The sequence below is a fragment of the Azotobacter chroococcum genome (assembly GCF_002220155.1).
Taxonomy (GTDB): Bacteria; Pseudomonadota; Gammaproteobacteria; order Pseudomonadales; family Pseudomonadaceae; genus Azotobacter; species Azotobacter chroococcum.
This window is the reverse complement of the sequence record NZ_CP011836.1, coordinates 61,652-80,704: the sequence shown is the minus strand read 5'-3', so window position 1 is coordinate 80,704 and position 19,053 is coordinate 61,652. Positions and strand designations below refer to the sequence as shown.

Annotated in this window: 21 protein-coding genes and 2 pseudogenes; 7 read left to right on the top strand and 16 right to left on the bottom strand. The window is 62.8% G+C overall.

Annotated features, from left to right (window positions below):
• Positions 1–10 precede the first annotated feature (10 nt).
• Positions 11–265, bottom strand: coding sequence for a hypothetical protein (locus tag ACG10_RS21715; protein ID WP_089170000.1), 255 nt, complete (start codon positions 263–265; stop codon positions 11–13).
• Between the two features lie 270 nt (positions 266–535).
• On the opposite strand from ACG10_RS21715, the gene ACG10_RS21710 reads away from it, so the two are divergent.
• Both ACG10_RS21710 and ACG10_RS21705 read left to right on the top strand, forming a co-directional pair.
• A complete protein-coding gene (locus tag ACG10_RS21710; RefSeq protein ID WP_232487293.1) occupies positions 536–706 on the top strand; it encodes a hypothetical protein in 171 nt (56 codons plus the stop codon).
• A 63-nt stretch (positions 707–769) separates the two neighbouring features.
• The gene (locus ACG10_RS21705; protein WP_089169998.1) at positions 770–1,042 is read left to right on the top strand and encodes an HU family DNA-binding protein; all 273 of its coding nucleotides are present in this window, start codon (positions 770–772) and stop codon (positions 1,040–1,042) included.
• A gap of 261 nt (positions 1,043–1,303) precedes the next feature.
• On the opposite strand, the gene ACG10_RS21700 is transcribed toward ACG10_RS21705, so the two are convergent.
• Positions 1,304–1,777 (bottom strand): hypothetical protein, encoded by a 474-nt coding sequence (locus ACG10_RS21700; RefSeq protein ID WP_089169997.1) that lies wholly within the window; start codon positions 1,775–1,777, stop codon positions 1,304–1,306.
• Positions 1,778–2,075: 298 nt separating this feature from the next.
• Here ACG10_RS21700 and ACG10_RS21695 point away from each other — a divergent pair, with 298 nt between their 5' ends.
• The gene (locus ACG10_RS21695) at positions 2,076–2,333 is read left to right on the top strand and encodes a hypothetical protein (protein WP_089169996.1); all 258 of its coding nucleotides are present in this window, start codon (positions 2,076–2,078) and stop codon (positions 2,331–2,333) included.
• Between the two features lie 90 nt (positions 2,334–2,423).
• On the opposite strand, the gene ACG10_RS21690 is transcribed toward ACG10_RS21695, so the two are convergent.
• Positions 2,424–3,170, bottom strand: coding sequence for an SDR family oxidoreductase (locus ACG10_RS21690; protein ID WP_089169995.1), 747 nt, complete (start codon positions 3,168–3,170; stop codon positions 2,424–2,426).
• Positions 3,171–3,278: 108 nt separating this feature from the next.
• Between ACG10_RS21690 and ACG10_RS21685 the strand changes: the two genes are divergently transcribed.
• Positions 3,279–4,178: a LysR substrate-binding domain-containing protein gene (locus ACG10_RS21685; RefSeq protein ID WP_089169994.1), complete on the top strand. Its 900-nt coding sequence runs from the start codon at positions 3,279–3,281 to the stop codon at positions 4,176–4,178.
• 413 nt (positions 4,179–4,591) lie between these two features.
• Here ACG10_RS21685 and ACG10_RS21680 read toward each other — a convergent pair whose 3' ends face one another.
• From ACG10_RS21680 to ACG10_RS21665, 4 genes and pseudogenes are all read right to left on the bottom strand, one after another.
• Positions 4,592–4,987: a hypothetical protein gene (locus ACG10_RS21680; protein WP_089169993.1), complete on the bottom strand. Its 396-nt coding sequence runs from the start codon at positions 4,985–4,987 to the stop codon at positions 4,592–4,594.
• Between the two features lie 11 nt (positions 4,988–4,998).
• Positions 4,999–5,436 carry an RES family NAD+ phosphorylase gene (locus ACG10_RS21675; RefSeq protein WP_089169992.1) on the bottom strand — a complete coding sequence of 146 codons (438 nt, stop codon included), beginning with the start codon at positions 5,434–5,436 and terminating at the stop codon, positions 4,999–5,001.
• Positions 5,433–5,882: an antitoxin Xre/MbcA/ParS toxin-binding domain-containing protein gene (locus ACG10_RS21670; RefSeq protein WP_089169991.1), complete on the bottom strand. Its 450-nt coding sequence runs from the start codon at positions 5,880–5,882 to the stop codon at positions 5,433–5,435. The genes ACG10_RS21675 and ACG10_RS21670 overlap by 4 nt, the downstream gene beginning before the upstream one ends.
• A 341-nt stretch (positions 5,883–6,223) precedes the next feature.
• Positions 6,224–6,838 (bottom strand): annotated as a pseudogene (locus ACG10_RS21665) (ATP-binding cassette domain-containing protein); the annotation flags it as partial.
• A gap of 354 nt (positions 6,839–7,192) precedes the next feature.
• Between ACG10_RS21665 and ACG10_RS21660 the strand changes: the two are divergent.
• Entirely contained in the window at positions 7,193–7,444 is a 252-nt protein-coding gene (locus ACG10_RS21660; protein WP_232487292.1) for a hypothetical protein, read from the top strand.
• A gap of 28 nt (positions 7,445–7,472) precedes the next feature.
• Here ACG10_RS21660 and ACG10_RS21655 read toward each other — a convergent pair whose 3' ends face one another.
• The 5 genes from ACG10_RS21655 to ACG10_RS21635 form a co-directional block, all read right to left on the bottom strand.
• Positions 7,473–8,573: an alkene reductase gene (locus tag ACG10_RS21655; protein WP_089169660.1), complete on the bottom strand. Its 1,101-nt coding sequence runs from the start codon at positions 8,571–8,573 to the stop codon at positions 7,473–7,475.
• 57 nt (positions 8,574–8,630) lie between these two features.
• Positions 8,631–9,686, bottom strand: coding sequence for an aldo/keto reductase (locus tag ACG10_RS21650; RefSeq protein ID WP_089169990.1), 1,056 nt, complete (start codon positions 9,684–9,686; stop codon positions 8,631–8,633).
• 64 nt (positions 9,687–9,750) lie between these two features.
• Complete coding sequence (locus tag ACG10_RS21645; protein WP_089169662.1) at positions 9,751–10,392, bottom strand: isochorismatase family cysteine hydrolase; 642 nt, start codon at positions 10,390–10,392, stop codon at positions 9,751–9,753.
• Positions 10,393–10,466: 74 nt separating this feature from the next.
• Positions 10,467–11,045: a cysteine hydrolase family protein gene (locus ACG10_RS21640; RefSeq protein ID WP_089169663.1), complete on the bottom strand. Its 579-nt coding sequence runs from the start codon at positions 11,043–11,045 to the stop codon at positions 10,467–10,469.
• A gap of 74 nt (positions 11,046–11,119) precedes the next feature.
• Complete coding sequence (locus ACG10_RS21635) at positions 11,120–11,944, bottom strand: alpha/beta fold hydrolase (RefSeq protein ID WP_039807035.1); 825 nt, start codon at positions 11,942–11,944, stop codon at positions 11,120–11,122.
• Positions 11,945–12,294: 350 nt separating this feature from the next.
• On the opposite strand from ACG10_RS21635, the gene ACG10_RS21630 reads away from it, so the two are divergent.
• Positions 12,295–12,651 (top strand): helix-turn-helix domain-containing protein, encoded by a 357-nt coding sequence (locus ACG10_RS21630; RefSeq protein WP_157731494.1) that lies wholly within the window; start codon positions 12,295–12,297, stop codon positions 12,649–12,651.
• Here ACG10_RS21630 and ACG10_RS21625 read toward each other — a convergent pair.
• Positions 12,641–13,615: a helix-turn-helix domain-containing protein gene (locus ACG10_RS21625; protein ID WP_089169665.1), complete on the bottom strand. Its 975-nt coding sequence runs from the start codon at positions 13,613–13,615 to the stop codon at positions 12,641–12,643. The two genes, ACG10_RS21630 and ACG10_RS21625, sit on opposite strands and share 11 nt — an antisense overlap.
• Before the next feature lie 586 nt (positions 13,616–14,201).
• Here ACG10_RS21625 and ACG10_RS21620 point away from each other — a divergent pair.
• Positions 14,202–16,898: a M10 family metallopeptidase C-terminal domain-containing protein gene (locus tag ACG10_RS21620; protein ID WP_089169989.1), complete on the top strand. Its 2,697-nt coding sequence runs from the start codon at positions 14,202–14,204 to the stop codon at positions 16,896–16,898.
• Between the two features lie 65 nt (positions 16,899–16,963).
• On the opposite strand, the gene ACG10_RS21615 is transcribed toward ACG10_RS21620, so the two are convergent.
• The 3 genes and pseudogenes from ACG10_RS21615 to ACG10_RS21605 form a co-directional block, all read right to left on the bottom strand.
• Positions 16,964–17,263 carry a HigA family addiction module antitoxin gene (locus ACG10_RS21615; protein WP_089169988.1) on the bottom strand — a complete coding sequence of 100 codons (300 nt, stop codon included), beginning with the start codon at positions 17,261–17,263 and terminating at the stop codon, positions 16,964–16,966.
• Positions 17,264–17,296: 33 nt separating this feature from the next.
• Positions 17,297–17,544: pseudogene (locus ACG10_RS21610) on the bottom strand (type II toxin-antitoxin system RelE/ParE family toxin).
• A 94-nt stretch (positions 17,545–17,638) separates the two neighbouring features.
• Positions 17,639–18,850 carry an RNA-guided endonuclease InsQ/TnpB family protein gene (locus ACG10_RS21605; protein ID WP_089169987.1) on the bottom strand — a complete coding sequence of 404 codons (1,212 nt, stop codon included), beginning with the start codon at positions 18,848–18,850 and terminating at the stop codon, positions 17,639–17,641.
• Positions 18,851–19,053: the final 203 nt, after the last annotated feature.

Here is a 19,053-nt window from a genome sequence, read left to right as displayed (position 1 = left end):
CCCACTGCTGTTAGGCATCCCGATAAATCCAGCAGATATTTTCCGCCTCGACTCGGTAGGGAGCGAGCAGCTTGCAGACATAGCCTGCGAACGACAACGCACCATCGGCGACGGTGATCTCAGTGCCGAGGTCGACCAGCATGGCCACTGCTTTGCGCTGGCGCTTCCAGATGAAGGCATCGGCCGTTGGGTCCTTGAGCGATTCCAGCACCGGGCCGGCCAGCGAGTAGAGTTTCAGGTAGGTGTGGAGTTGATTGGGGTTCATCGGGTGACCTCCTGTGTAGTGATGCTCCAAGGATGCCAGCGGCCCGGAGAATCCCAAGCACGCAATACTTCAATACGTACTCACATCCACGCATCAATGCACGCTCGCTTCAATACTTCAACGCGCAAGCACTTCATTGCTTACTTGCTGGCCTGAGTCCATGCCTCTGGCTGCCCGTCTTGTGGTTCGGTTGCGACTCGAAGGCTCGAAGCCCTGGGGCTTGCGCCCGCCAAACCCGTACCCGCCAAACCCAAACAGCGTCCCTCCTACATGCAGGTAGAACTGAGTGTTCGCAAATGCAGCGGCGGCCCAACCTTTTGCTTCGAGTACCAATCACGCTCGCTCAGCACGCTGGAGGCCCAGCTCGAAGCCGAAAAGATCGTGCGCAAAAAGGGCTGGGAGGTATGGGCCGTGCTGGACGTGCGCCAAGTTTCCGAATAACCCTCACCGAATAACCCCGCGCCCCGCTCTTTGGGCCTTCACATCCCTGCCATGGACCATGCCATGAACAAAGCCGAACTCATCGACGTCATCTCGATCGCCACCGACCTGCCCAAAGTCACTGCTGCCCGCGCTCTGGACGCTTTCACCGCCAGCATTACCACGGCTCTGCAACGGGGTAACGGGGTCTCCCTGGTGGGGTTCGGCACCTTTACCGTGAAGGCTCGTGCTGCCCGCGAAGGTCGCAACCCGCAGACCGGGGCCGCGATCCAGATCGCTGCCGCTAAGCTGCCGAGCTTCAAGCCAGACAAGGGCTTGAAAGACGCCCTGAACTGATTGAAGCAGCTGATCTGCAAGCCGATAGTCAACGAGCGCTGCGCGTAGTCTGCCGATTCGAGCCGGAAATATCGGCTGGCCAATACTTCAATACGTGCGTACTTCATTGCGTGAGCGCTTCATTGCTTGAACGCATAAGCGCTTCAGTAACGTAAGCGCCGCGGCCAGGCTGGTAACTGGCCGCTCCTGTTCGCCTGGCCCTTTCTGTTTCAAGCCGCCATTCCCATCCAGGATGGGGACGCCACCAGGATGGCACAGAGGTCAACGCAGGTGCAGGACTACGGCGAAGAGCCAATGCTGGTTCACCTCGGCAAGCCGCTGCTCCTGTCCTTTCATGGCGAGCCCAACCAGATCAATCGGGGCAGCGCCTTTGTGCCCAAGGAAATCCATGGCGAAATCGATGGCTCCATATTCGCTCTGACGGGGAACCTGGCCGAAGACAACGGCACGGTCACGCAATTCGAAGCTCCCCCACTGCCCCTCGGCATCCCGATAGGTCCAGCAGATATTTTCCGCCTCGACTCGGTAGGGAGCGAGCAGCTTGCAGACACAGCCCGCAAGCGACAACGCACCGTCGGCAACGCCGATTCCCGTGCCGAGGTCGACCAGCATGGCCGCCGCTTTGCGCTGGCACTTCCAGATGAAGGCATCGGCCGTTGGGGCCATGAGCGATTCCAGCACCGGGCCGGCTATCGAGCAGAGTTTAAGGAACGTGTGGAGTTGATCAGGTTTCATGGAATGACCTCCTGTGCAGTGTGCACCCAGGATGCCAGCGGCCCGGAGAATCCAAATTCAACACGTCAATGCTTCAACGAAGCAACCCGCGAGTACTTCCTTGCTTCAGCGCTTCAATACGTCAACGCTCACGACATCATCGGCTAGCCGCACCATCGCCGGCACTCGTCACAGCTTGGGATTCCTTCAACACGCGATAGCTTGGCTTGTACCTGCTGCACGCACGGCCAAACCGAATACCGAGCAGCACTCATCGCCACGTTCAACAACCGTTAAGCAAGCTGAAGGAGAAGAGCCAATGACCCACGAAACCACCGCCCCTGTGCAGAGCCTGGTGGATGATGCACTGATCGAGCTTGAGAGTCTGGTCGACGACTTAGGCGAGCAGGCAGCGCCCGCCCAGCCTGCCTCTCAGGTGGCCACAAGGCGCGAACACTACAAAGCTGCACTCGAAGATATCGCCGCGGTGCTGGGCCAGTCGCCAGAGTGGGGTGCGGACCAGTTGAACGAGATTGTCGCCATCCTCGGTCGCGAAGGGATACCTGTTTCAGAGTGAAGCACTTAAGTGCTTGCGCATTGATGTATTGAAGTATTGATTGATTTTCGCATGGCTCCCTGGCTGATGCCTTCGACCGTGTGGCGAGTTTCAGACCATGCCGCCGTTGGCGCGGATGACTTGGCCATTGATCCAGCCGCCCTGCGGGCCGGCAAGGAAGGACACGACCGCGGCGATGTCGGCCGGCGTGCCCAGACGTTCGAGCGGGTTCATTTTGGCCATCCGTTCGATGAGCTCGGGCGACTTGCCTTCCAGAAACAGGTCGGTGGCGGTGGGGCCCGGCGCTACGGCGTTGACAGTGATCGAGCGCCCACGCAACTCGCGGGACAGCACAGTGGTGAGCGCTTCCACCGCCGCCTTGGTGGCCGAGTACGCGCCGTAGGTTTCCAGGCGCAAGCCGATCACGCTGGAGGAGAAGTTGATGATGCGGCCGCCGCTACGCAGGCGATGCGCTGCCTCACGCATGCCGTTGAAGCTGCCCTTGAGGTTGATGGCGACCAGTCGGTCGAAGGCGGCATCGTCGACCTGGGCGACCGGCGCCAAGTCCATGACACCGGCATTGTTGACTAGCACGTCGACACCGCCGTAGCGGGCCTCGGTGGCGTCGAACAGCCGCTGCACCGCGACCGGATCGCTGACGTCGGCCTGTAGGGCGACGGCCTCGCCGCCTTGGGCAACGAGGCGGCTCGCCAAGGCCACGGCGTCGTCGCGCCGGCCGGCGTAGTTGATGACCACTGCGTAGCCATCGACGGTCAGGCGTTCGGAGATGGCGGCGCCGATGCCGCGCGAGCCGCCAGTGACGATGGCGACCGGACGGGAATGCGTTTGCGTGTTCATGAGGGAGGTCTCGAGTGGACCGCCGGATTGGCGGCGGAGAGACCTTATCCATTTGTGACACTCGGATAATCTGGCAGAATCCGTGAACACCATTCGGAAATCCGGACAATGGACCGCTTCGACGCCATGCGGGTCTTCGCCAGGATCGTGGAGCGCCGCAGCTTCACCCGGGCTGCGGACGACTTGGCGCTGCCACGGGCGACGGTCACTGATGCCATCAAGGCGCTGGAGTCGCGCCTGGGCGTGCGGCTGCTGCAGCGGACCACGCGCCAGGTCACGCCTACGCTGGAAGGCGAGGTCTTCTACGGCCGCTGCCTGCGTCTGATTGCCGATATGGAGGATGCCGAAGGCGCCTTCCGCGATACGCGCCCACGCGGGCCGTTGCGTATCGAGGTGCACGGCACGCTGGCGCGCCTCCTGCTGTTTCCCCGGCTTCCCGCGTTCCTGGACGCCTATCCGGACATCGAGCTGGACGTCAGCGAAGGCGATCGCTATGTCGACCTGGTGCGTGAAGGCGTGGACTGCGCCGTCCGCGTAGGCAAGTTACGCGACAGCGACCTAATCGCACGCCGCCTGACGCTGCTGGCCGAGGCCACAGCAGCCTCGCCGGACTACTGCAAACGGCACGGCACGCCGACGGACATCGACGCCCTCCAAGGGGACGGCCATGTGATGGTCGGCTTCAAATCCACCGCCATCGGCGCGTTGCTGCCGCTAGAGTTCCAGCACGAAAGGCGCGTCCGCCACGTCACCTTGCCCACGCGCGTGCGGGTCAGCGGTGCGGATTCCTATGTCGGTGCTGCGTTTGCCGGCTTCGGCATCATCCAGGCTCCGCGCTACCGGCTGGATGACTACTTTGCTACTGGCAAGCTCATCCCATTGCTGGAACTCTTTCCGCCATTGCCCAGCCCGGTCAATATTGTGTATACGCGTACCCGGCTGCCGTCCCCTCGGTTGCGTGCATTTATCGAATGGGCAAGCAACACATTTGCTGCAGAAGATAACTGAACCAACGCCCGCGTCAGCCGCGCGCGGGCCCGGGAGACATCTTGGAATTCGTCGACCATCACCAGCTCGTAGGGGGAAACCCAGCGGCGGGCTTCCTGATGCTCCTTCTGCTTGCTCGCCGGCCGGCGAAATCTGGCTGCGGCCATGTCACGGCGTTTACAACGTATCACAAAGGAGGCTGAAGATACTGCGCCCTGGCGAATCGAGGCAGAAAATATCGGCTGGGTCTGGCTCTGTCAGAACACGTAAATGCTTCAATGCTCGCGCGCTTCAACACGTCAATGCGTAAGCGCTTCAATGCTTCACAATGGTCAGGCCGGTCACGCTGCGCCGGCGGCCGCCTCGCTGCCAGTTTGGAATGAGAAAGAAATCCTCTCACGCGCTTCTCGGGGCCAATTGGCCGGCACCCGGACTCACCCATTCTCGTCTGGGGCGCCATCCGCTTCCTTGGCTTCCGCCAGGCGCTCCCCGCCCAACTCCAGCGCATCCTCAAAGGATCGCAGCACCAGATCCTCGGCATCGAGGGCCAAGCCAGCTGCCTCCGAGCCAACCTCGGCCCGTACTCCCAGGTCGATGAGTTGGATCAAGACCTCCAGCGCCCGGGCCGGTATCGGGCTAATCCAAGCCTCACCGGACAAAGCACAGCGCGTCACAAACTCGGCAGCGCGCTCCAACGCCTCGATGGACTCCAGTGCTTCGGTGACCATCGTCACCAAGGCATCCTTTCCGAGGATGCCGTTGCTGTAGTCGGCAGGCTGATCTTCGAGCCAGCGTAGGTGCTCGCGCAGGAGTTGCAAATGGCTGCTCATAGGGGCCTCGGTCAAAGGAGACGGGAATCGAGGGGGAATTTTTCTACGTGAATGCTCGCCCCGCTGGCCTCGGGGTGCGCCGGGTTGAACAGGTAGTTGGTCGTGCAAGGGATGATGGCGCTCGGCACCGGGAGCAGCAGAGCGCTCCGCCCATCCAGAAAGTGGTCTCCCAAGGCGCGCGTGACTTCCGGGTCAGACTTCCAGTGCTCCGGCAGCGGCGGAAGCTCGGCCCGCGAAACCGGGTCTGGAAGCTCGATGCGGATCAACTGGAGCGTTGTGGGGAAGTCCTCGGGGTCGATTTCCAGGTGGACCAGTACCTCCAGCATCGCACCGGCAGGACTGTCCGCCGCGTAAACGACCGGCCTGCCAAGGTGGTGCCACCGGCCACTGGCGCGCAGGCCACCGATTCCGCTGAGGTCCGCGTAGGCGCTGATCCGCCACAGAATCACAGGGCCAGGCCTTCGACGATCTGCAGCAGCATTTCCTCCACCTGGCTGGTGCCCTGCTGGGTGGTGAGCATCTGCATGGGCGTCAGGCCGGAAAACCGCTCCTTGGGCTTGGAGAGCCAACGTTTGGCCTTCTCGCGGTCGCCGAAGACAGCCTCGGCCATTGCCGTGATATGGGCAGCGCGAAAAAACCGGTCGCTTTCCTCCACGGTCAACGGCTGATCGCGCTCGATACGGCTCTTGAGGGTTCTCAGGGGGATGATCTGATCGCGCTCGAGCGGCGTGACCACCCCGGCCTCGGTCAGTTGCACCAGGCGGGTCGCAGGAAAGCCCTTGGTGATTCGGGTGTGGATTTCAAAGTCGGTTGCCGACTCCGGGATGTCCAGCAGGCTTTGAAGACGTGCCCGGTATGCGGTGTAGCCATGGTCACGCAGGACTTCAGCAAGCATGGGGGTAGCCTCCTAATTCGGTATTTACCGGATTGTATCCGGCATTTACCGAAAGAAACAACAGCCCCAACTGCCATACCATCCCGAGGCGATTTTGCCTGCTGGGAATGAGCGCCCGCAGGCATTTGCCGGCAGCAGCAGGGAGAAATTTTCTCCTGCGTTGGGCCGATCCGGCCGAGAATCTCCCATCGGCGCGTCCTTCCTCCGTGCTGACACCACCTGCCAGCCACAGTCCTCCTCGTCCCAGTCCTGGCCATCGCCGATCATGGCGAACGAGCTGATCGCCGTGCGCCATTCGTGCGGTATACCCCGAATGCGCTTTCCTCTGGGGCTGTAACCAGAACAGCGGCCAGCAGCGATTTTTTATGGCTGACCACCAGCAGGCCATTCGGCCAGCGCTGCAATTGCTCGATCAGTGCCTGGCGGTTCGGACGGTCGAGATGGTTGCTGGGCTCGTCGAGAATCAGAAAATCGGCGTCCGAGAGAACGGCTCCAATCAAGGCGATATGCATGGCCTCGCCGCCGCTGAGGGTGCTCGCCGGAGACTGGGGATTCAGATGCCCTAATCCATTTCGCTCCAACTCATGCTGCAGGCGCTGACGAACATCTCAACAATCACCCACGGCATCAAAATCAATCTGCGCCGTGCTACCGGCCTCGATGCGCTCCAGCGCATTCAACGTGGCCTGTACACCCGCTAGGCTGGCGACGGAGACATGATTCAGGCGGGAAACCTGCTGGGACAGGTAATGTACGGTGCCAGAGCGCAAGCAGCGTCCGGTGGCGGATTCCAGCTCTCCGGCCAAGATGCGCGCCAGCACGGTTTTGCCGATGCCATTGCGCCCGACCAAGCCAGTGGGCTGTTGGTCGAATTGCTCGGTGAGATTGGAGAAAAGCGTTCTGCCATCGGACAGAACGTAGGAAAGGCTGTCCAGCGCCAGATAAGGATTCATCATGCGTCATTCCAGGGATGCCAAGATCTCCCCCTGCTTGTAGGGGTAGGTAGAGACAGGCCGTCATACAGACGGTGGCATCAAAGGCGCATTGGATGAATACCTCGTGAGTTTTGGCGATTGGCGTCGAGTATAGAAAATCGTTTGAGATAGAAAATCGTTTGAGACGGATGCAAACAGAGCATGCGAGGCCGTGCCAGCGTTGGAATGCTATCGACCGATGGCTCTATCAGATGGCGGCAAAAGACCGCTCTTGGCCGACTCTGTTGAAAAACGGATTTGCGGTAGGCATGTTGCGGCGAACCGGTTGGGGGCGCGGCACCACGCCTGTGCGCACGCCCTCTACATCGATTCAGGATGAAACTCAATTTTCAATCGCTGCGGATCTTCGAGCTGGCAACGTACGCCAGTGGTAAGCGGTACAACTGTGACCTCAACGCCAGCTACAACATCGCGGTCCCCTATTGGGCCTGGAAACTCAAGCTGACCCGCCGTAAGGATGGGCAGTTGCCGGAGGACAGAAGCTCCCTTGGCAAACCGGGAATGCCGGTCACGCTCTCAACGCTCTGGCTGCGAGAGCGGGAAGCCTCTCATCAGTGCGCAGCATGATGAGGGGAGCATTCACAGGTAACCGAGTTCAACCAGCCCAAGCCGGATAATCGGTATAGCCTTCGGTGCCACCGCCGTAGAAGGTCGCCTGATCCGCCTCGGCAAGGGGCGCCCCCTGGGCGAAGCGCTGCACCAGGTCGGGGTTGGCGATGTAGGGCCTGCCGAAGGCCACTGCGTCGGCCAGCCCGGTTTGCAGCAGGGCTTCCGCGCGGGCCGCGGTGTAGCCGCCGCAGACCACGATGGCGCCGGGGAAGCGGGCGCGGACGGCTTCGCGAAAGCCCTCGGGGTAGCCCGGCACGCCCATCCATTCGGCCTCGTGCAGGTGCAGGTAGGCGAGGCCGCGCCGGCCCAGCTGCTCGGCCAGGTACAGCGCCATCGGTCCGGCTTCGGCGTCCTCGATGTCGTTGTAGGGCATCCAGGGCGACAGTCGGATGCCGACCCGTTCGGCACCCACCGCGGCGACCACCGCATCGACGACTTCCAGCACCAGGCGCGCGCGGTTCTCCAGGGAGCCGCCGTAGGCGTCGTCGCGCCGGTTGGTGGCGGTGGCGAGGAACTGGTGCAGCAGGTAGCCGTTGGCGGCATGGATCTCCACCAGGTCGAAGCCGGCGGCGATGGCGTTGCGGGCGCCCTGGGCGTAGTCGGCGACGATGCCGGGGAGTTCCTCGCCGCGCAGGGCGCGCGGCTCGTCGCATGGCGGATGGGCGGGCGTGCCGTCGGCCTGGATGATGAAGGTCTGCATGTTGGCACGGATCGCCGAGGGCGCGACCGGCTGACCGCCGCCGGGCTGCAGCGAGGCGTGGGAGATGCGCCCCACGTGCCAGAGCTGCAGCGCGATGTGCCCGCCCTGGCGGTGCACCGCGTCGGTCACCCGGCGCCAGCCGTCGATCTGCGCGCCCGAGTAGATGCCCGGGGTCAGTGCATAGCCCTGGCCCTGGCGGGAGATCTGCACCGCCTCGGTGACGATCAGCCCGGCGCCGGCGCGCTGCGCGTAGTACTCGGCGTTGAGGGCGGTCGGCACGTCGCCCGGCTGGGCAGCCCGGGAGCGCGTCAGCGGCGCCATGACGACGCGGTTGGGCAGGGTCAGCGTGCCGAGGCGGAGGGGGGACAGCAGCTTGTCGATGGCCATGCTTGCTCCTTGTCGAGGTCGACGGATGTTTCGATAAGTGATGGAGGCGCAGGTTGCTCAGGCGACGGGAATGGTTGGCATCCGGAAATCCGGGTGGCCGCCCAGGACGGCCGGGAGCTGCCCGGCGATCTGCTCGTGGGGCGTTCCCGGGGCGACGGCGCTGGCGGCCTCCAGGCGGGCGAGCTGTTCCGCGCTCGGGGCGAGCTGCAGCGCGCCGAGGGTCGCGTCGAGCTGCTCGCGGGTGCGCGGCCCGAGGATGGGGATCAGGCTGGTGCTCGAGCGGGCCGCCCGCTCGCGCAGCCAGGCGATGGCCACCTGGGTCGGCGAGGCTTCCAGTTCCGTGGCCACCGCCTGCAGGGCATCGAGGATCGCCGTCTCGCGCGGCGAGTTCTCGGTACGCACCAGGGTGCCGAGGCCGCTCAGGCGGCCTTCCGTCGTGCCCGCACGGTACTTGCCGGTCAGCAGCCCGCCGCCGAGCGGCGACCAGAGCGCCGCGCCCAGGCCCAGCGCCTCGGCCATCGGCAGCAGTTCGCGTTCGGCGCTGCGCTCGGCCAGGCTGTACTCGAACTGGATGCCGGCCAGCGGCGCCCAGCCGCGCAACTCGGCCAGCAGGTCCGCGCGGGCGATGCGCCAGGCGGGAAAGTTGGACAGGCCGGCGTGGAGGATCTTGCCGGCGCGCAGCAGATCGTCGAAGGCGCGGAGGATTTCCTCGAGCGGCGTCACGCCGTCGGCGGTATGCGCCCAGTACAGGTCGAGGTAGTCGGTGCCGAGCCGCTTCAGGCTGTCCTCCAGCGAGCGCACCATGTTCTTGCGGCCGTTGCCGGTGCGCGAGACTCCGGCGTCGGGCGAGGCGCCCAGGCCGTACTTGCTGGCGACGACGAAGCGCTCGCGGTCGCTGGCGATGAACTCGCCGAGCAGCGTCTCCGCCTGGCCGAACTGGTAGATGTCGGCGGTGTCGATGAAGTTGCCGCCGGCCTCCACGTAGCCGTCGAACACCCGCCGCGCCTCGTCGCGCTCGGTGCCGTAGCCCCAGCCCGTGCCGAAGTTGCCGGTGCCCAGCGCCAGCTCGGAAACGCGCAGGCCGGTGTTCCGGCCGAAGGTCATGTAACGCATGCAACTCTCTCCCTGATTGTCGGCACACCGGGGCGCGCCTGCATTTATATTGCGATCATGATTTTTAAAACCGGGATGCTGAATCCTGGTGCAATGCGGCAAGAAGCTCGGAAGTGCTGACAATCGCGTGAGCGTAGGTCGGTCCGTTGATCTCATGGGCGGCGTGCATGGCTTCGGCGCTGAATGCCGCCGTGGCGTCGCGAACCAGGGTCACGTGATAGCCCAGCTCCGCCGCGAACTTGCCGGTGGACTCGATACAGGTGTTGGCCAGCATCCCAACCACCACAACCTTCTCGATGCCATGCTGCTTTAGCTGGAAATCGAGGTCGGTATTGGCGAAGCCGCTTGCGCCCCAGTGCTCATGGACCACGATATCGCCCGGTTGGGGCTGGAAGTCCGGATGCCACTCTCCGCCCCAGCTGTCGACCGCGAACACCTGTGCATGACTCGCATTCAGCTGGTAGGGGCTCGGATGCTTCCAGCTCTGCAAGTCGTTGGGCCGGGCCCGGTGGTGCGGCACATAGAAAATCCGGATGCCGGCCCGGCGCATGGCGTCGACCACCGCGCGCAGGTTGGCCAGCGTACCCACGGCATCGGCGACCGGCTTGGCCAAGCCGTTCAGCTTGCCGCCATCGCTGAGAAAGTCGTTATAGGGGTCGACGAGCAGCAAGGCTGCGTCGTCTCTGGAGTAGAGGCTTGCGGTCATTACGCGCTCCTGCAAGTAGGGTAAGGGACAGCAGCCCCTGGGTTCGTCCTTGGCGCTCCCGATGGCCGTTGGGGTCAGGTCGCCGGACACGATGTCCCGCATATCTTCAGATAGTCGGCGGTGGACACGACCGAGGCGTAGCCGAAGGCGAGTGCAGCCATGAAGGCGGCATGCACCTGGGCCGCCGGAACTTTCACGCCATTGAACTCCAGGTCGAGCGTGGCGCAGGCGTCATGCAGCACTGTGGTCCGGTAGCCGAAATCGACCGCCGCACGGGTAATGCCATCCACGCACATATGGCTCATGTTGCCGACCACCACCACTTCATCGATGTCATGGCGGTCGAGCACTTCCTTGAGGTCGGTCTCGCGGAAGGAGTTGATATGGTGCTTCAGCACCACGTGCTCGCCCGGGCGGTTGAGCACACTGGGATGGATCTGCGCACCTTCGGACCCGGGCCGGAAGAATGGCGCATCGTCGCTGGGGAATTCGTGGCGTATGTGCACCACCAGGTTTCCGCTTTCCCGGAAGGCATCGATCATCAGCGCCGCTTTGCCGGCGGCCTGCTCGACATGGCTGAGCGTCCATCTGCCGCCGGGGAAATAGTCGTTCTGGATGTCGACGACGATCAGTGCCTTCCTGCTGGCGTTCATGCTACTCATGACCTTCTCCTGCTGCTGAGGGGCCGATGGACAAGGCTATCGGCACGAATGGAAGGCAGGGATATTCAACCCTGCAGGAACGCCAGCATGTCGGCGTTGAGCTTTTCCTTGTGCGTATCGGTGATGCCGTGCGGCGCACCCGGGTAGATCACCAGTCTGGCATGACTGACCAGCTTTGCTGCGGCCCGGGCGGCCGCATCCACCGGCACGATCTGGTCATCGTCGCCATGCAGGATCAGAGTCGGAATGTCGAACTTCTTTAGATCTTCGGTGAAATCGGTCTCCGAAAATGCCCTGATGCAGTCGTAGGCATTCTTGTGCCCGGCCATCATACCCTGCAGCCAGAACGCATCGATCACGCCTTGGGAGGGCTTGGCGCCCGGCCGGTTGTAGCCGAAGAAGGGGCCGCTGGCGACAGCCTTGTAGAGCTGCGAACGGTCGGCAAGAGAGGCGGCACGCATCTCGTCGAATACCGCAATGGGCAGCCCGCCGGGATTGGCCTCGCTCCTGACCATCAGCGGCGGCACGGCGGAAATCAGCCCCGCCCTGGCGACACGTCGGGTTCCATGGCGGCCGATGTAGCGGGCCACTTCGCCGCCGCCGGTGGAAAAGCCGAACAGCGAGGCATCTTCGACGTCCAGGGTGTCGAGGAGTTGCGCCAGGTCGTCGGCGTAGGTGTCCATCTCGTTGCCGTTCCAGGGTTGACTCGAGCGTCCGTGCCCGCGCCGGTCGTGGGCGATCACGCGATAGCCGTTGGAGGCCAGGAAAAACATCTGGGATTCCCAGCTATCGGCGTTCAGTGGCCAGCCATGACTGAGGACGACCACGGGACCCGATCCCCAGTCCTTGTAATAGATCTGCGTGCCGTCGCGGGTGGTGATGGTACTCATGATCTTTCTCTCTCCATTGCGTCGTTGAGGAGCGGGAGTGGGAACGGCTGTTCCATACCCCCCAGAGTGCCGATTGACGATGCAGCGAATAGCGAGCCGTGGGGGATTCTTGCGGAGACTGCTGCCCAGCGGCTACGTAAAATCGGCAAGCGAATGTCATGGTCTGGGCTGGGCACCGGGCGGTTCAAACGTTCCGTATGCCTCTGGTCGGTCATCTCTTCTCTTTGCCTGTTTTACGTAGTGCGCCAAGCAGGCTTGGCGCAGCCTGAAGGCCTATACCAACCCACCCGATCAAGGACATGACCAAGGCTAAGGTTCCGTTACCTCGAACCAGGCTTACCCCATCCCGCATGAGCAGACGCCACCCCTCGCGGGAAGCGATCATTGGCAAGGTGCTCGAGCTGCTTCCAGACAGGGAAGGCAAACCCTTGCGACTGGCTGACCTGTGCAAGGCGACAGGCGTCAGCGAGCGGACATTGCGTTCGGCTTTCAGTGAGGCTTTTGGCATGGGACCTAGCCGCTACTTGAGGCTGCGTCGCTTGCACCTGCTACGAGCCGCGCTCGCCGTTGCCGATCACCGGCACGACACTGTGATGGCGATAGCCATGCGCTTTGGCTATTCGGATTGTGGTCGCATGGCCTCGGAGTACTATGCCCTCTTCGGCGAGTACCCCAGTGCGACGCTTCTTCGCGGTGTCAACGGATAATGGAATGGAGGGGAAGGGTGCCAGCCGTCCGCAGCCGGCCATGCAGCGATTGCGAGGGGAGCTCTCCGAAGTAGGTTCTGTAATGGCCGGCGAAGCGGCCGAAATCCCATACTCCGTATTGCGCACAGATGTCGGTGATCGTGTCCCCGGGCCTCGCCTGAAGGATTGCGCCGCGTATCGTGTGCAGCCTGTGCATCATCAGGTAGCGATGCGGACTCATCCCGAGATAACGGTTGAAGACATTGCGCAGCGTACGTTCCGATGCGCCGGCCGCGACGCACAAGTCTTCCATATGGACCGGGGCCTCCTTGATCGACGCCAGCAACTCCAGAGCCTTGCGCAGAATCTGCTGGTGATCCAGGCGAGCGCGCGGTGTCCGGCCTGGCGTTGCAAGCGGGAGCAGCGTGCGGAACACCCGGTCCATCAACTCTGTCCGGGCGGCGTGCTCGGCGGCAGGGTTGTGCAAGTCCTCCGGCGCCTGCTGATCGATGCGAAACAGGCGGCGTGCGAGCCAGATGAGTGGCGCGATATCCCTCTGGGCGACATTGACCAGGTTGCGCGACAGTATTGAAGGATCGAACTCGTCCTCGTGCACCTTTGCCCAGCGCAGCACCAGTTCGCATGACATGGCCACCGTCATCCAGGTCGCCGGTTGGCTGGCATCGATGTGGAACATCGCATCGGGAACCATCCAGGCCAGCAGGCGGCGATCGAAGCGATGCCCGTTCACTACGGTGCATTCGTGTCGATTCAGCGGCAGAAAGATATTGAAGAAGCCGGGAAGACCGACGCCGCTGTAGACGGTCCCGGCACCCTCCCGGCCGAACATCAGGGCAACCCCGTTCAGTTCTACGACCCGCAGCCGCCAGTCGCGCTGCTGCCGTGAACGCAATACATAACGTCCCTGCACGCCATACAGCGCTTCTTCGAACTCGTCGAAGTCCGCACAGACAAGCCGGCTCATTGGCAATCCCCTGAAGAAAAAGTGCTCATCTTTCCTTGGGCCGAAGTTCGAAAGCGCGCTTCAGGCATAGAAGATCATGTGAAGAAGCGGTGCTCAAGGACAAACGAAAGGTCAGGCAGTGTTCCGCCCTGTCCGCAAATATCTACTCAAGTGCGACACAAGTCGCGATAGGTACAGTTGCTGGCACAAGCCTCGGAGGAGCTGGTGATGCCGCGCCTCGGCGAGCCGGTCGAGCCGGCTTGGATCGGGGCGGTAGATCCCTGTGGCGAAGGGAGCCGGAGGCGACTGGCGGGACGCTACGGAGCAGGACGCCGAGCTTCTGGTGCTTCCCGTGAAGGAATAGGTTCTGCTGGCGCAAGCCCAGTGCCGAATCGGGCTTTTGCCATGAACAACAAAGGCCGTTTGAACAATACCGAGGGTCTTACATACACAGCCTGCAGAGCACCACAAAAAGCATTCGGCTCACAAGAACTCTCACCTCTTGCCATTTAAAGCTTTGTTCTTTTCCCTCTGTCTGCAACAAAGTGGAAGCGGATCGCCTCTAAAACGCTCGTTAAAACGCCCCAAAACCCAAAAGGATTGTTGAATGGAAACCCCGACACCGAGCAATGACGCGCCAAGCCCTACTTCCCGCACAGCCACAGGCAAGATGCTGATAGACATAGCAGGGCATAGCGATCTCAACTATGACTTGGCCCCGCAACCGGACGGCAAGATCCTGCTGGCCGGACAGAGCTATAACCCCGCCAGCAGTAATGATGACTTCAGCGTGGCCCGGCTGAATGCTGACGGCACTCTCGATACCAGCCTCGATAGCGACGGCAAGGCCATCGTCGATATCGGAGGAAGCAACCAAGGCCGTAGCCTGACCGTGCTGCCCGACGGCAAGATCCTGCTGAGCGGCAGCAGTAATGGCGACTTCAGCGTAATCCGGCTGAATACCGACGGCAGTCTCGATACCAGCTTCGGCAGCGACGGCAAGGCTACCTTCGATCTCGGGAGGGACGATTACGTCTATAGCATGGCCATGCAGCCCGACGGCAAGATCCTGGTGACTGGACGGAGCGATAACGGCAGCGATGACAACTTCGGCGTAATCCGGCTGAACGCCGACGGCACCCTCGACACCAGCTTCGGCAGCGATGGCAAGGCCATCTTCGAGCTCGGATATAGCGACGACCAGGGCCATAGCGTGACCGTATTGCCCGACGGCAAGATCCTGATGGCGGGATCCAGCTATGACTATTCCGAGAACAGCACCTATTTCGACCTCAGCGTGATCCAGCTGAACGCCGACGGCACGCTCGATACCAGCTTCGGTAGTGGTGGCGAGGCCACCGCCGATATCGATGGGAACGACGATCTCGGCAATAGCCTGCTCGTGCAGCCCGACGGCAAGATCCTGGTGGCCGGACGGAGCTATAACCCTGACTATGACACCGAATTCAGCGTGGCTCGACTGAATGCCAACGGCAGTCTCGATGCCAGCTTCGGTAGCGACGGCAAGGCCAGCTTCGCTCTCGGGAAAGGCTACGCCCAAGTCAATAGCCTGGCCCTGCAACCGGACGGCAAGATCCTGCTGGCTGGACAGAGCTATAACCCCGACAACGCTACTTACGACTTCAGCGTGATCCGGCTGAACGTCGACGGCTCGCTCGACACCGGCTTCAGCGGCGACGGCAAGGCCATCTTCGATATCGCGTGGGGCAACGATGAAGGGCACAGCCTGACCGTGCAGCCCGACGGCAAGATCCTGGTGTCGGGATATAGCTATAATCCCAGCGGCAATGGTTACGACTCGAGCAGGTACGATTTCAGCGTGATCCGGCTGAACGCCGACGGCACCCTCGATAAGACTTTTGGGGCACTGCCCGAGGATTTGCTCTTAACGCTCGAGGGCAACCACGACAACAACGACGTACTGATCGGCAGCGACGCCTACGAGCGGCTCCTTGGCAAGAGCGGCAACGACGTCCTCGATGGCGCCGCCGGGCGCGACAGCCTGAGCGGCGGCAGCGGCGCCGACCTGTTCCGCGTCTCGGCCCGCGACGACAGCTACCGCACCGACAGTGAAAACCTCAGCGACCGGATCATCGACTTCGATCCCAGCCAGGATCGGATCGATCTTTCGGCGCTGGGCTTCACCGGGCTGGGCGACGGCCACGACGGCACCCTGGCCGTGCAGGAGAACAGTGCCGGCACCCTCACCTACCTCAAGAGCTTCGAGGCGGATGCCGAGGGACGACGCTTCGAGATCGCCCTGCAGGGCAACTTCGCCGGCCTGCTCGACAGCGGCAATCTGATCTTCGAGCCTGTCGCTCTTGAGGGCACCGAAGACAGCGACAACCTGCAGGGCAGCCCGGTGGCCGAGATCCTCGCTGGCAAGGACGGCGACGACCGCCTGCATGGCGCCGGCGGCGACGACCTGCTCGACGGCGGTGCCGGGCGCGACACCTTGAGCGGAGGTACGGGCGCCGACGTGTTCCGCTTCTCGGCCCGCAACGACAGCTACCGCACCGACAGCGAGGGTTTCAGCGACCGGATCCTCGACTTCGATCCCGGCGAGGACCGCATCGACCTCTCGGCGCTGGGCTTCACCGGCTTTGGCGACGGCCACGACGGCACCCTGGCCGTGCGGGTGAACGAGGCCGGCACGCGCACTTACCTCAAGAGCTTCGAGACGGATGCCGAAGGACGGCGTTTCGAGATCGCCCTGGATGGCGACCTCGTCGGTCGGCTCGACAGCGACAATGTGCTCTTCGCACCGGTGGCCATCGAGGGCACCGAGGCCGGCGACAGCCTGATCGGCAGCGCGGCGGCGGAAAGCCTCGCCGGCAGGGACGGCGACGACTATCTGCATGGCGGCGCCGGCGACGACAGCCTCGACGGCGGCCTCGGGCGCGACACCCTGGCCGGAGGCAGCGGCGCCGACCTGTTCCGCTTTTCGAGCCTCGAGGACAGCTACCGCACCGATAGCGAAGGCTTCAGCGACCTGATCCTTGATTTCGAGGCCGGCGAGGACCGCATCGATTTGTCGGCATTGGGCTTCAGCGGCCTGGGCGACGGCCACGGCGGCACCCTGGCGGTGCAGGTGAACAGCGCCGGCACCCTCACCTACCTCAAGAGCTTCGAGGCGAATGCCGAAGGACAGCGCTTCGAGATCGCCCTGCAGGGCGATTACGACGATCAGCTCTCCACCGATGCTTTCCTCTTTACCCCGGTGGGCAACTCGACCGGCCAGCTCCAAATCATCGGCACCACGCAGATCGAGCAGGTCAGCTGAAAGTGTAGGGCGCTGTCCGTTAGAAGCAGAAGCGGATAGCGTTCCTGTCACTCCGTTGCCAGTTTTCAGGCGGCATGCCTGGGGATTCCGTCGTAGTCTACTGCCCGACGGGCTTCCTCCAGATCGTAGGCATTCTGCAAAGCCAGCCAGTAGCCTTCACTAGTACCGAAGAAGCGTGATAGGCGCAGATCGGTGTCCGCCGTGATTGAGCGGGAGCCACGCACAATCTCGCCGATACGATTGGCCGGAACCCCGATGGCTGTCGCCACCGCGTTCTTGGTCAGCCCCAGCGGCTCGATGAAATCCTCCATCAGGATCTCGCCCGGATGAATGTTCGGCAACAGTTCGCCGGTTGCCTCGGCCATCAAATCTTCACGGACCCTCATGCTCCACCTCACTTAGTGGTAATCCACTATTTCAACGTCGTGTGCATTACCATCGACCCAGCGGAAGCAGATCCGCCATTGATCGTTGATGCGAATGCTGTGCTGCCCCTCACGATCCTCGTGCAACGCTTCCAGCCGATTTCCTGGCGGTATCCGCAGGTCATCAGAACCTTGGCGGCACCGAGCTGGCGAAGCTTGCGTAGAGCAGCCCTCTGCATGTCTTGCGGCAGCTTCCGGGCCGCCAGCCCATTCGCTATCACTTCCGTCTGCTTGTCCTTGTAGCTTTTGTTGACATCCTCCCCGCCCTCTCGCTTCGCTCGCAGCCAAGCTGGAAGGACGGGGATTCCTACGGCGCTAGGCGGCTTTCGCCGCGTCGTCGCTTCGGCGGGTTCCTGCTGCTGACGGCCTGACAGCACCGTTCACTTCACAGGCGAACCGGGCATCGTCCTGCCCTTCGAGCGTTTTCAATCCGCGCTCACGGATGTTCCTTGCCGCAACCCGGTCGGCGTTCTCGCTGTGGCCGCAGGCCACACAGAGAAACAACGATTGGGTCTGGCGATTGTCGGCGTCAGTATGTCCGCACTCGGGGCACTGCTGGCTGGTGTGCTGGGGCGGCACGGCCACCAGCCAGCCACCGGCCCACTGAGCCTTGTAGTCGAGCTGGCGGCGAAACTCGCCCCAGCCCTGGTCCAGGATCGAGCGGTTGAGCCCGGTTTTCTGCCGGACATTGCGCCCTGGTTGCTCGGCGCTGCCCTTGGCCGACCGGCTCATGTTGCTGACCTGCAGGTTTTCGACACACGCCAGCGCGTGGCTTTTGCTGATGGCGTGTGACGCTTTGTGCAGGTAGTCGTGGCGGGCGTTGCCGATCTGGCGGTGGAGACGCCGGACCCGAGCCTTGGCCTTGAGCCAGTTGCGGCCGAACTTGTTCTTGCGGGCCATCTGCCGCTGTGCCCTGGCCAGCCGATGCTGGTGCCGGGCGAAGCTGCCCAGCGGTTCCAGCACGGTTTCCTTGTGGCCGTCCCAGAGCGTGGCGAAGCGCACCACGCCCAAGTCGATGCCGACCGCCAGCCGAGAGGCGTGGAGCGGACTCGCTACCTCGCGTTCGGTCTGGATCGAGACGTACCAGTGGCAGGCGCTCAGGCTGACGGTGACGTTCTTCAGCGTCCCGCGCACGGGCCGGCTGTGGCGGTAACGCAACCAGCCCAGCTTCGGGAGGAAAATCCGGCGGTTGCCCTGGTCGAGCTTGATCTGTTTCGGGAAGCGGGGAAAGTCGGCGCGTTTGGCGAAGAAGTTCTGGTAGGCCCGGTCGAGGTCTTTGAGGGCGTGTTGCAGTGGATGTACTGGAGCCTCTTTCAGCCACGGCGTTTCATCGCTGTTGCGCCAGGCCGTGAGCTGCTTGGCCATCGGGACATAGCCGATGTACTTCTCGCCGGCCTCTCGGTTGGCCTGCTGGAGTGCCAGCGCCTTGTTGAACACGAACCGGGTCATGCCTGCGAATTGCCGCAGCTTGCGCTGCTGCTCGCCGGTTGGCTCGATGCGGAACTTGAAGGGTTGGCGTCTAAGCATGAAAAATACTGGCTCTGCGTACAGGGCAGAGTATAGGGCCGCTTCGCAGCCGCGCTATCCTTCCCCGCACTGAAAGTACGGGGTTTGTCACGCTACTGGATCATCACGCAGGCTTGCTCAAGTTTGAGTAGAATATAACGCGATACGTCATATGACGCAATACGTCATTATAATCGGCGCGGGCGGCGGCAGCGGCTCAAGCC